We start from the raw sequence: 13,002 nt of genomic DNA, 5'->3' as shown, positions 1-13,002 counted from the left end.
AGCATTAACTTTATATTAACTGCAGAGTGGCTTTGCTCAGTTCAAGATCCCGCACGAAACGCAGCCCGCCCCCAGCCTTGGCCGCCAAATCCGGTTGGGACAACTGCAATAGTTTACGACGTTGTTTAATAAACGCAGCTGGCAGGGAAGTCATAACCTTGTACCCGCCCGGGAATGATTCGGCAAGTAACATTAGCTTTATTCCCGAGCGGGTATGAGGTTATGCTGTTTTCTTATTCGTATACCTGATCGGGTATAAATTATACAGTATTCAAATCCCGTGCTGTATACCGATGCTATCAGCCTATTGCATAAGCAGTTTATGGAAGATGGCCACTAGGGCAACCTTCCCTTTTTGTCCTTGACCATGAGTCCGTCATAAGGCACTTTGACCGCTGCATTTGATTGCTAGGCCGTACGGTTGCCTCAAAGAACTGTGCGTCTGCACGAAGCGATGTTTGAGAACGTGCAGATGCGAGTAGCGTAGTTTCTCCATGAACACTTGGGCGTCGCGCAGGAAGCAAGCCAGTTACTCGCGCAGCAATTGCTAGCCCAGTTGCTGTACCCGCGCCCTCTTTGGGGCGGCCGAACCAGCCGCCACGTTCTCCGAGGAGTTAGGTGCAAGCCCTGCCATAGACTTGCGCCCTATCCGCGCCGCGGTAATAGCCCTCGCACCTCTCCAGCCGGGGACGGCCCGGCCAGGTAAATAGCGTGATTTATTTCCTGCTCCCATTAAGCATCAAATTATCCACCTAAAGCCGTCATTAGACGAAAGGAGGCTAATAGCGAGTTCCTACTTTTGCTGCGGGTCCCCACTGCCACTGTCGGCTGATCAGGCTCCCTACCTCATCCTGTCTGTCCTCGCCATGATGTCCGAAAAAACTATTCCGTTACAGTCGCTGGCGGTCGAGGCAGTCGGCCTGGCCTATTCCATCTCGTGCAGGCGGAGCTTATTTCCTTAAAGACGAGAATGGCTTGTGTCGCACCCGCGATGAGCCGGTCTTTGGCGACTTAGCGGCCGCTTAAAACCGCGTCAAATCTTATTGGAAGCGCCCCCGTAAGCCTCAGAGTACTTCCACGGCCCGGCTGGTGCCTCAAGGGCGGCGGGCGAAACTACGGCTTGATAACGGCAGGCTGTGCATTGCTACTTGAGTTGGCCTTTCAGGCTGCCATTTTTGCGCAGGGCCGTGCTGCCACACTTACCACACGTTAGCGTTGTCTGAAGCAGACACCCAAAATAAGAATCACCTGCTATTTTACCAATGCCCCATACAGCGAATCTTACAACGCGGGTATTTTCATGGACATTAGCTACACCGGCCATACTGGCGGCGACCCTGGCGTGATAGTACTGCTATTTTTTGACCCCAAAGCTGGTATTGGCCGACTATTGCTCATAAATACCAGCTTTGTTGGCAATGTTGGTGGGGTGGCGCTGTACGAAATCTGGGACACGTTGGCAAAATACCAGCACTAGCTAAGTCGCTGACGACCAAGTAGCCTCACTGCTGAATAAGGCGTTAGCGCTTACCGTAATTTTTCGCCCCGTTGTAACAAGAACCCCGGATACAACATGTGCCACCACGTTGTTAGCATCTGCACTTGAGTTGCTGTTATGTTCCAAAGTGCCGCCTACCTACCGGTAAAGTGTTGGCTGCGCTTGATCTTACAGCTACTTATTAAAGGTCTGCATATTCAGTCAAGGACGAAAGAAAGCATCTAGAGCGGGTTTTTAGTGGTATGGCAAAACCAATTACCTTGGGCCATGGACGTTCCAGAAAAGCCACCCGTCTCTGCTCCCACAACCTTAGTTCGGGCCTTGGGCGTGGGCACCGGGACTTTGCTGGTCGCCGGCATCGTGATTGGGTCCGGTGTCTTCAAAAAGATTGTGCCTTTGGCGCAAAGTGGATTGAGCGAAGGGTGGATTCTCGCGGCCTGGCTAGTGGCCGGCCTTATCACCCTATGCGGCGCCTTAAATCTGGCCGGTATGGCTTCGCTTACCGAGGAATCCGGCGGCGTTTATGAATACCTACGCCTCTCGTTTGGCAACTTGGCTTCCTTCCTTTTCGGATGGACGGACTTTACCATTATTGGCTCCGCGTCGGTGGCGGCATTGGCCTTCATCTTTGCCCAATCCGTCAACGCGCTGTTGCCGCTGCCCAATCCAGCACAACACCTGGCGCAGGTATCAATTGGCCAAGTGATTTATCCGTTTGCTGACTCGGGTATCAAACTGCTGGCAATGGCCACCGCGGCTGGTTTAACCTGGGTGAACTACCGCGGCGTAAGTGGTAGCGGGCAGCTGAGTAATGTTTTTACCGCCGCCAAAATCGGAGGAATTCTGTTGCTCATTTTCGCAGGACTGTTTCTCGCCTCTGCCAGCCCAGGGAATGCAACACTGGTGAATGGCACGGTGGCTCCTGCTCGAGACGTATCGTTGGGTAGTGCTTTCTTTGGGGCCTTGCTGAGTGTGTTCTGGGCTTACGACGGTTGGGTGGACCTCTCCTTCGTTACGGGAGAAATGAAAAATCCGCGGCGCAATCTGCCGCGGGCTGTTATCGGGGGAGTCCTTATTGCTGTGGTACTCTACTTGCTGGTCAACTATGCTTACCTGCGGGCGCTGCCCCTAACCAAGCTGGCGGCAGTGGGGCCGAATGAAATTGGGGCCGCCGTAGTGGCCGAGGCCGTGCTTGGTAAATGGGGAAAGACGGGGGTGACGGTGCTCATTCTAGTGAGCGTGTTCGGCACGCTCAACGCCGTGTTGCTCTCGCACAGCCGCATTTATTTTCGTATGGCGCAGGAACGGTTTTTCTTTTCATCCGCCGCTGCTGTGCACCCCCGCCACCGCACTCCTCACCGGGCGTTGGTTTACACCCTAGCCTGGAGTACTGTGCTGATTGTCTCCGGCACCTTCGAGCAATTGACCGACTTGGTCATCTTTGCTACGTTCCTGTTTTACGGCTTACTGGCTCTGGCCGTCGTTAAGATGAAGCGTCAGGGTTTAATCAAGGGCCCAGTGCCGGGCTACCCGTACGTGCAGCTCGTGCTCCTGCTTTTCACTCTCATCTTCACTAGCCACACCTTGCTTACGCAACCGCTACAGTCGCTCCTTGGCTTGGGGCTGATTTCGACTGGGCTCCCTTTTTATGCTTATTTTCATCGGCAGGCCCGCACACTTGTGCTTTCAAAACGAGCCGCGGACGGATAGTCGGCTAGCAACTGACAGCGGGCCTCCTTTTGCTGGTTTACGCGGCTTTTCACTTGATCTTCTTCCCAACAGTAACTTTTCTCGTGAATAACTTTTTTTACTCCTTGCTAATAGGTTTTAGCAGCTTGGTACTCGGCAGTGATCCAACGCACCGAGCTACCAAAAAAACCGATACGTTACCAGCTACTGCCTTGCAGCCCTACGGTCGGTCGTTAATAAATAACCAGCAGCAGTTGGAGTTGATTAGTTCGGCCGCACACGTTGGCTTCAGCTTCGAGGGCACGGAATGCCAACTCTTTGTTCATACCAACCAAGACCATAACTACTTGCAATACGAACTGGATGGCGTGTATCAGAAGCGCCTTAAAGTTTTGGGGGCTTCACAAGCTCCCCTTGTTATTATGGCTCCCCGCGGAGGCAAGCATACCGTTCGGCTCTATAAAGCGACGGAAGCCCACACCGGACCAATTGCCATTGAAAAGATTACGGGGCGCAAGCTAAAGGCACTGCCCAACGCCAAGGCTCCCCTCATCGAATTTATCGGCAACAGCATCACCTGCGGCGCGGCCGCCGACCCGTCGGAAGTAGCGTGCGGCACTGGCGTATACCACGACCAGCACAACGCCTACATGGCCTACGGCCCGCGCTTGGCACGAGCACTCAAAACCAATTTTGTGCTCAGCAGTGTCAGTGGTATTGGGATGTATCGCAACTGGAACAGTGACGGCCCTACCATGCCCCAGGTGTACGAGAAAATCGACTTTCAGCAACAAAACGCACAGCTCTGGAACTTCGCTTCCTATTCTCCCCAGGTAGTCAGCATTGCGCTAGGCACTAACGACTTAAGCAACGGCGACGGCAAAAAACAACGCCTGCCATTCGACAGTGCCAGCTACGTTGCTACGTACGTGGGATTTGTTAAGCTCGTAAAATCAAAGTACCCGAAAACGCAAATTGCCTTGCTGAGCAGCCCGATGATCAACGGAAAAAACCGCACGCTGCTGCAAAATTGCCTTACTGCCGTGAAACAGCAAACAGATGCCGGCTACCCCACCGACAAACCAGTGGCCGTGTATTTTTTCCAGCCCATGCAAGCCCACGGCTGCTCCGGACACCCCAGCGTAGAAGACCACGCCATATTAGCGAAAGAAATAGAGCCGTTCTTTCAAAAACTGTTACAAGTAAAAACCGAGCCAGCAAGATTGCCTTAACCAGCTGATCGATGCTTTTAGCTCCTGTGCTCCGTTGCCAGTTATGATTAGAAGAGTCTTCGGTACCGGTTCATTTGGACACGGCCTAGTTTATGGCACCCAACTTTAAAGGATTGAGAAACTCACCTATAACCCATACCTTGAACTAGGCAGTGGCAATGCTTTTAGTTGCTAATAGCCTGTGGCTAAGTAGCCAGGTTGAATTAAGCGCACAGGCAACCTACGGTAAGAGGCTGCTATCTTCTTACCTGAAACCACCCACCCAGCATGAAGGCTTTCTTTTTCACGGTACTAGCAGCAGTCCTGATTGGCCAGACAGCTACGGCCCAAAAGCCAGCCGCAAAAGCAAATCAGCAAGTACTATTTGACGGTAAAACCACCCAGGGCTGGCATACTTACCTGAAGCCCAAGGCGAAACCTGCTTGGACAGCGGTTAACGGCACGCTACAATTAGATCCTAAAGCACCCGAGCAGGGCGATTTGGTGACCGATAAGGAATATGAAAACTTCGAGCTAACCCTGGAGTGGAATATAACAGAAGGCGGGAACAGCGGAATTATTTTTGGGGTGCAAGAGGATACCACTTTTCACAATACCTACGAAACGGGGGTGGAAATGCAGATCCTGGACGATAAGAAAGCCGAAGACAACAAGAAAGCCACGCACCTAGCCGGGTCCTTATACGATATGCAGGCACCTGCTAAAAACGCAGTAAAGCCTGCCGGCGAATGGAATCAAATAAAACTGCGCAAAAAAGACGGTCAGCTTACTTTTTCGATGAACGGAACGACCATTGTTACCGCTCAAATGGGTAGCAAAGAATGGCAGACCATGTTGGAAAACAGCAAATTCAAAACCTGGAAAAACTTTGCTGCCTATCCGAAAGGACATATTGCTTTGCAGGATCACGGCCACCAGGTTGCCTTTCGCAATATTCGAATTACCCAGCTTTAGTAACTAGTAGTTATCTGGATTCAACTGAACGTCGTGCTTCGGTGGGTTGCTACTAGAGAGAGTATTACCAAGCCATGAATTTCTAGGTGGCTGCGCTATGCGAATCTTTGATTTGTATAGATATAGATAGAGAATACGCTGCCAGGCTACTACTGCTTCTTCTGCCATCACTCTCGTTAGTGTATAAACACGTTTCTGATCAAGAAATCGAACATCATTTACGATGCTATCATTGTGGGTTCGGGCGCTAGGGGAGGCATGGCCGGCTATGTGCTGGCGCACACTGAAACGCAAGCAGAGATTTTAAGAATGCCAAAAAGTGCCTGCTGCATTAAAAGAATATTCTTTCATTTAAAGAATAAATATGTATTCAAATAAAAAAATGTATTTGTGTATAACCTTCTTACAGCTATGCTACTAGGGCTTTTTGTTGTTCTTCTCTTTGTTTAGGTCTTCTCCTTAAAAACAGTACTTACAAGCGGCAGGCCGAGGATTTTCGCGCTTTGTATGAGGCGGCGCAGCGTAAGTTGCGAGAGGTGTATAATGCCTTGGAAGACGTTGCCACTGATGCTACTAAGGAGTTGGGCATAGCCACATTGTACTGTAAGTAGCAATGCCTGCAAGAGCAAACGAAGCTGCCTGCAATACAAAATGTACTCCTAGAAGCAGATGCTGCTACCTCTGAATCCGCGTACCTAGTACATCAAATAAACTGCATCTTGGAAGGCGCTGATTTAACTTATAACCGCAAGGTTGCACTTATTTAGGAAGTTAGAATCTAGTAGGGGCTAAAGAAAAGCCTGTTCACTTCCCGACTCAACCACCATAAAACGGGAATTGCTATGACGTCTGCTAACTAAACTAAGCGAAACGGAGCCGCTGCATGAGCTAAAACGGGTGCAGTAACTGCTTGTGTCCGAAATAGTGCCTAGGCACTAAAGCAAGCTGCTCATAATGCAGTGTTTTGCTGGTAGTTATTACCTAACAAGACAAAACCTGGATAAGCACAAATGAAGTGCAAATCTGCACAAGCAGACAAGACTGCCCCGTGTTATTCATTTGCCGACAAGTGTTTTCCAGCCTGGCCAGGGGTTGAAACCACTGCATGCCTATGGATAGGCAGTACCATCGGCGCCGCAACAGCAACCAGCCAGAGGGGCGTGAATAAAAAATCATCTGGTTTTAACTAGGGCGGCACGAGTGCAGATTTGCACAAATAATCAGCAGTAGAAAAAAGCCACCTGTTTGGTGGTAGAACACTCACTGAGGCCGCTGCGGCCTGTTGTAGGGGAGGAATAGGAGGCAAAAAGCAGTCATAAATACCGTCGGGGTGGAGGGATTTTTAAATGCAATTCATTTAGTCCTTCATTTTGAATTCATGTAGCGGTAGGTGTTTTGTGCGACCAAGCATTCAACACACCTATGCAGCCTCGGCATTTCTCCCCGATTTTACTTTCTCAGTTTTGGATTAGCACCAGCTCTTGCCGGGAGCTTAAACGGCTTGCTTGAGTTAAGCCAACTGCGCAGCGTGTACAGCTAAGAAGCCGACAACGCTGACCAGCCAATGAGTTTCGGGTACGCATTACGGTCGAATCGGCAACACATCAATTAACCGTCGAGCAGCCGGAGGTACCGCTTGGCGCAACCCTCAGACTTTCATAGTCCAGCGCACTACTCCCTTATCTCCTACTATCACCAGTCAAGTTTTTTATGAAAAGAAGATTTCTGATCATGCTCATGAGCTTCAGTGCCTTGTACGGCAATACAAGCTGCTCTAAGAGAGAAGAAGAAAAAGAAGAGGTAACCAAATTCTTAGTTACCAGCCCTTTACAAAAAGACACAACCATCACCAAGGAATACGTAGCTCAGATTCATTCCATCCAGCACATCGAGATGCGGGCGCTGGAAAGAGGTTATCTGCAGAAGATTTTTGTGGATGAAGGGCAGTCTGTTCAGAAAGGACAAATGATGTTTCAGATCATGCCGATGCTTTATCAGGCAGAGCTGAAAAAATCGGAGGCCGAAGCCAAGTTCGTGAACATCGAATACCAGAATACCAAGAAGCTGGCCGACAACAACGTAGTGTCGCCCAATGAACTGGCCCTGGCCCAAGCCAAGCTGGATAAAGCCCACGCCGAAGTGTCTCTGGCCCAGACGCACCTGCAATTCACCGCCATCAAAGCCCCGTTTAGTGGCATCATGGACCACTTCCAGGCCCGGCTAGGGAGCTTGGTCGATGAGGGCGACTTGCTGACCACTCTCTCCGATAACAGCAAAATGTGGGTGTACTACAACGTGCCGGAAGCGGAATACCTGTCTTATAAAAGCCACGCGCAGGCCGAAAACGTCATGAACGTTAACCTGCGGATGGCCAACAACGAAGTATTCGAACAACCCGGCATAGTGCAAACCATTGAGGCCGACTTCAACAACGAAACGGGCAACATTGCTTTCCGGGCTACTTTTCCTAACCCCAAAGGGCTGTTGCGCAACGGCGAAACCGGCAGCGTGCTGATGACGGTGCCGCTCAAGCACGCCCTGATTATTCCGCAAAAAGCCACGTTCGAAATCCTGGAGAAAAAATACGTCTTCGTAGTCGATAAAGGCAACGTGGTGCACCAACGGGAAATCGGTATTGCCTCTGAAATGCCCGACCTGTACGTCATCAAATCCGGCATCACCGCCAACGACCGGATTATGCTGGAGGGCCTGCGCAAGGTGAAGGATGGCGACAAGGTGACCTACGACTATAAGGCCCCGCAAGCTGTCATCTCGCACCTGAAAGTATACAGCGAGTAGCTTTTTTAGCAGTAAGCAAATAACACGTACCTGATAGCTTTCAACGAGCTATTAGCAGATAGTTATTGGCCAGCTGCTTTTTCCAGAACCCACGCTAACAGCCAAAAGCTAGTAGCTAAAAGCTGATAAAAAGTATGTTTAGTAAATTCATTCGCAGGCCGGTATTTGCCATTGTGATTTCGGTTGTCATCCTGCTCATGGGCGGGCTGGCCATCATGCAGCTGCCCACTTCACAGTTTCCCGAGATTTCGCCGCCCCTGGTTATGGTCAGCGCGTCGTATCCCGGTGCCAGCGCCAAGGTGCTCACCGAGTCGGTACTGATTCCGCTGGAACAGGCTGTGAACGGGGTGCCAGGCATGAAGTATATGACCTCCGACGCGGTAAGTGCCGGCGAGGCCAACATCCAGATTGTTTTCAACCTGGGCACCAACCCCGACCAGGCCGTAGTAAACGTGAACACCCGCATTGCGCAGGTGCTCAACCGCTTGCCGCTGCTGGTGCAGCGCGAGGGCGTGGTAGTGAACCGCGTGGTGCCTAACATGCTGATGTACGTGAACTTGTACTCCAAGGACAAGAACACCGACATGAAGTACCTATTCAACTTTGCCGGCGTAAACATGCTGCCCGAACTGCAGCGCCTGGGCGGTATTGGCCGGGCCAGCATTCTGGGTAGCCGGCAATACGCCATGCGCGTGTGGCTGAAGCCCGACCGGATGCGCGCCTACAACATCTCGGTTGATGATGTAATGAAAGCGCTGGACGAGCAGAGCGTAATTGGCTCGCCGGGCCGTATTGGCCGTTCCGACGGCAAGCAGGCGCAGTCGTTGGAGTACGTATTGAGCTACCAAGGCCGCTTCAACGACGTAGAGCAGTACAAGAACGTTATCCTCAAGGCCAACGCTAACGGCGAAAGCCTGCACCTGCGCGACGTAGCCAACGTGGAGCTGGGCTCGGAGTACTACGACATCTACTCCAACCTGAACCAGTACCCCTCGGCGGCTATCGTGCTGAAGCAGACCTACGGCTCGAACGCCTCGGACGTGATTAAAGAAGTGAAGGCCAAGCTGGAAGAGTTGAAGAAAACCAGCTTTCCGCCCGGCATGGACTACAAAATCACCTACGACGTGTCGAACTTCCTCGACGCCTCCATCGAGAACGTAATCCACACCCTGCGCGACGCCTTCATTCTGGTGGCTCTGGTGGTGTTCCTGTTCCTCGGCGACTGGCGCTCGACGCTGATTCCGGCCATTGCCGTGCCGGTGTCGTTGGTGGGCTCGTTTATGGCTATGCAGGCATTTGGGTTAACCATCAACATGATAACGCTCTTTGCCCTGGTGCTCTCAATTGGTATTGTGGTCGACAACGCCATTGTGGTGATTGAGGCCGTGCACGCCAAGATGGAGGAAGAGCACCTCTCACCCTACAATGCGGTGCGCAAAGTAGTGGGCGAAATCAGTGGGGCCATCATCGCCATTACCATCATGATGACGGCCGTGTTCATTCCGGTATCGTTCATGAGCGGCCCGGTGGGCATTTTCTACCGCCAGTTCTCGATTACTATGGCTACGGCCATCGTGATTTCGGGCCTCGTGGCCCTGACCTTGACGCCGGTGCTCTGCGCCATGATTCTGAAAAACAACCACGGCCAGCCCAAGAAGAAAACGCCTATTCAGCGCTTCTTCGACGCTTTCAACCGCGGGTTTGAAAAGCTGACCAACGCTTACACTGGCTTGCTGGAGAAGATTGTAGCCAACCGCCTTATCACCTTCGCCATGCTGCTGGCCTTCGGGCTGGGCATTTGGGCTATCACGGCCAAGCTGCCAGCCGGCTTCATTCCGAGCGAAGATCAGGGCTTGATTTACGCCATCGTACAGACGCCGCCCGGCACTACGCTGGAGCAGACCAACGCGGTTTCGCAGCGCCTGGCCGGCTTGGCCAAAGACATCCCCGGCATTGCCAACATCTCCTCTCTTGCCGGCTACGAGGTGCTTACCGAAGGCCGGGGTTCCAACGCCGGAACCTTGTTGCTTGACTTGAAGCCGTGGTCGGAGCGCAAGGAATCCATTGCCGACATCATCGGCAACCTCGAGAAGAAGGCGCACGAAATTCCGGGCGCGACCATCGAATTCTTCGAGCCACCAGCAGTACCGGGCTACGGCGCGGCGGGCGGTTTCCAGTTGCAATTGCTGGATAAAACCAACTCCGGCGACTACAAAGCCCTGGAAAAGGTGAACCAGGAGTTCATGGAGAAACTGAAAAAGCGCAAGGAGTTGGCGGGTCTGTTCACCTTCTTCTCAGCTAACTACCCGCAGTACGAGCTCAAGATTGACAACGAACTGGCCATGCAGAAAGGCGTGAGCATCGGCAATGCCATGAACACGCTCTCCATCATGGTAGGCTCGACCTACGAGCTGGGCTTCATCAAGTACCAGCGCTTTTTCAAGGTGTTCGTGCAGGCTTCGCCCGAATACCGCAAGCTGCCCGAGGACATTCTGAATATGTGGGCGAAAAACGACAAGGGCGAAATGGTGCCATTCTCAGCCTTCATGAAGATCGTGAAGACGCAGGGTGCCAACGAAATCAACCGCTACAACATGTACACTACGGCTTCCATCCGCGGTGGTGCCGCCGAGGGCTTTAGCAGTGGCGAGGCCATCAAGGCAGTGCAGGAAGTGGCCAAAGACCTGCCCCACGGCTACTCCATCGACTGGGGCGGCCTGTCGAAAGACGAAGTGGGCCGCGGCAACGAGTCGACCGTCATCTTCGTGATTGTACTCGTGTTTGTGTACCTGGTGCTGGCCGCGCAGTACGAAAGCTTCCTGCTCCCGCTGGCGGTAATCTTCTCGCTGGTTGCCGGGGTGTTCGGGTCGTTCCTGTTCATCAAAATGTTTGGCTTGGCCAACGACATTTACGCTCAGGTAGGACTGGTAATGCTTGTTGGCTTGCTAGGCAAAAACGCCGTACTGATTGTTGAATTCGCGGCCCTGAAACACGAAGAAGGCATGTCCGTCCGCGACGCGGCTATTGAAGGGGCTAAAGTGCGTTTCCGCCCGATTCTAATGACTTCGTTCGCCTTCATTGCCGGCCTGATTCCGCTGGTAGTGGCCACGGGCGCCGGTGCCATCGGCAACCGCACCATTGGTAGCTCGGCCCTCGGCGGGATGTTGTTTGGCACTGTGTTCGGCGTAATTATTATCCCCGGCTTGTATTACTTCTTCGGCACGCTGGCCGGCGACAACAAGCTGATTCGGGACGAAAACGAGTCCCCGGTATTCGAAGGCGTGGAGCCCCGTGTATTAATTGAAGAAACCGAGCCTTATGCTTAAGAGACGCCTTTATCAATGCTTGAGCGCTGCGGGCCTGTCGCTTGCCTTCGCGGCCTGCAAAATGCCGGAGTTGGTGGTGAAAAACGAGAGCCGCAACACGCCGGCCAGCTACTCCACTGCCAACGCCAAGGATACGGCCAGTACGGCAACGGTTCGGTGGAGACAATTTTTCACCGACCCTAACCTGATTGCCCTGATTGACACAGCCCTGCAAAACAATCAGGAGCTGAACATCGCCTTGCAGGAAATCCAGATTGCCCGCAACGAGGTTCAAATCAGAAAAGGCGAATACCTGCCTTTTGTAGGTTTGGGAGCTAAGGCCGAAGTCGAGCGTCCGGGGCGGTACACGCTTCAGGGCGCCACCGAGGAGAACATCAACATCCAGCCCGACAGACGCACGCCCGACCCGTTGCCGAACTATCAGATCGGAGCCGTGGCCAGCTGGGAAGTGGATATTTGGCACAAGCTGCGCAACGCCCGCGCCGCTGCCGCGAACCGGTACCTGGCAACGGTTGAAGGCCGGAACTTCACGGTCACCAACCTGATAACTGAAATTGCCAATTCGTACTATGAATTGCTGGCGCTTGATAACCAGTTGACCATCACCCGGCAAAACATCGAACTGCAAACCAACGCCCTGGAGCTGGTGAAGCTGCAAAAGGAGTCGGCCCGCGTGACGGAATTGGCGGTACAACGGTTTGAAGCACAGGTCCACAACACCCGAAGCCTGCAGTACAACATTCAGCAGCGCATAGTTGAAACCGAAAACCGGATCAACTTCCTAGTGGGCCGTTATCCGCGGCCGATAGTTCGCAACGCCGCGTCGTTCAACGACTTAGTGCCGACCGTTGTGCAGGTCGGAGTACCCGCGCAGCTGCTGCAAAACCGGCCGGACATCCGGCAGGCCGAGCAGCAACTGGCGGCTGCGAAGCTGGATGTGCGGGTGGCCAGGGCCAACTTCTATCCGGCGCTGCGCATCACCGGCACCGCAGGATTTGCGGCGTTCAAACCCGGCTTGGTATTCTCTACGCCCGAATCTATGCTGTATTCCCTGGCAGGTGATTTGGTGGCTCCTTTGGTTAACCGCAACGGCATAAAAGCCGTGTATGGCTCCGCCAACGCCGTGCAGACGCAGGCGGTGTACAACTACGAACGGACCGTGCTCAACGCCTACGTTGAGGTGGCGAATCAACTTGCCAATATCAATAACCTGGCGCTGAGCTACGACGAGAAAGCAAAGGCCGTGCAGGCCCTCAACCAGTCGAGCACCATTTCCAGCAGCCTCTTCCGCTCCGCCCGGGCCGACTATACGGAAGTGTTATTCACCCAGCGCGACGCCCTGGAATCGAAATTCGACTTGATTGAAACCAAGATGCAGCAACTGAACGCCACGATCAATGTATATCGGGCATTGGGTGGCGGCTGGCAGTAAATCAGAAGCGAATTGCGGGAGTAGTACTGTTGAAGGAAACTAGCTTCATAGCGCGCATCCTCGAATAGTAGC

The 13,002-nt window shown here is 52.8% G+C and carries 7 protein-coding genes; all 7 read left to right on the top strand.

Annotation, left to right across the window (positions count from 1 at the left end):
* The first annotated feature begins 1,300 nt into the window (after nucleotides 1-1,300).
* Nucleotides 1,301-1,477, top strand: a complete 177-nt coding sequence (locus tag VF639_RS20580; protein WP_331147824.1) for a hypothetical protein — start codon at nucleotides 1,301-1,303, stop codon at nucleotides 1,475-1,477.
* Nucleotides 1,478-1,765: 288 nt separating this feature from the next.
* Nucleotides 1,766-3,208 carry an APC family permease gene (locus VF639_RS20575; RefSeq protein ID WP_331147823.1) on the top strand — a complete coding sequence of 481 codons (1,443 nt, stop codon included), beginning with the start codon at nucleotides 1,766-1,768 and terminating at the stop codon, nucleotides 3,206-3,208.
* A gap of 83 nt (nucleotides 3,209-3,291) precedes the next feature.
* The gene (locus VF639_RS20570) at nucleotides 3,292-4,419 is read left to right on the top strand and encodes an SGNH/GDSL hydrolase family protein (RefSeq protein ID WP_331147822.1); all 1,128 of its coding nucleotides are present in this window, start codon (nucleotides 3,292-3,294) and stop codon (nucleotides 4,417-4,419) included.
* A 267-nt stretch (nucleotides 4,420-4,686) separates the two neighbouring features.
* Nucleotides 4,687-5,373, top strand: a complete 687-nt coding sequence (locus VF639_RS20565) for a 3-keto-disaccharide hydrolase (RefSeq protein WP_331147821.1) — start codon at nucleotides 4,687-4,689, stop codon at nucleotides 5,371-5,373.
* 1,710 nt (nucleotides 5,374-7,083) lie between these two features.
* Nucleotides 7,084-8,172 (top strand): efflux RND transporter periplasmic adaptor subunit, encoded by a 1,089-nt coding sequence (locus tag VF639_RS20560; RefSeq protein WP_331147820.1) that lies wholly within the window; start codon nucleotides 7,084-7,086, stop codon nucleotides 8,170-8,172.
* Nucleotides 8,173-8,306: 134 nt separating this feature from the next.
* A complete protein-coding gene (locus VF639_RS20555; RefSeq protein WP_331147819.1) occupies nucleotides 8,307-11,498 on the top strand; it encodes an efflux RND transporter permease subunit in 3,192 nt (1,063 codons plus the stop codon).
* Complete coding sequence (locus VF639_RS20550) at nucleotides 11,491-12,930, top strand: TolC family protein (protein WP_331147818.1); 1,440 nt, start codon at nucleotides 11,491-11,493, stop codon at nucleotides 12,928-12,930. The genes VF639_RS20555 and VF639_RS20550 overlap by 8 nt, the downstream gene beginning before the upstream one ends.
* Nucleotides 12,931-13,002: the final 72 nt, after the last annotated feature.

Source organism: Hymenobacter sp., from assembly GCF_036387835.1.
Classification (GTDB): Bacteria; Bacteroidota; Bacteroidia; order Cytophagales; family Hymenobacteraceae; genus Hymenobacter.
Note: the sequence above shows the minus strand (reverse complement) of the source record. Positions and strands in the feature narration are given on the sequence as shown.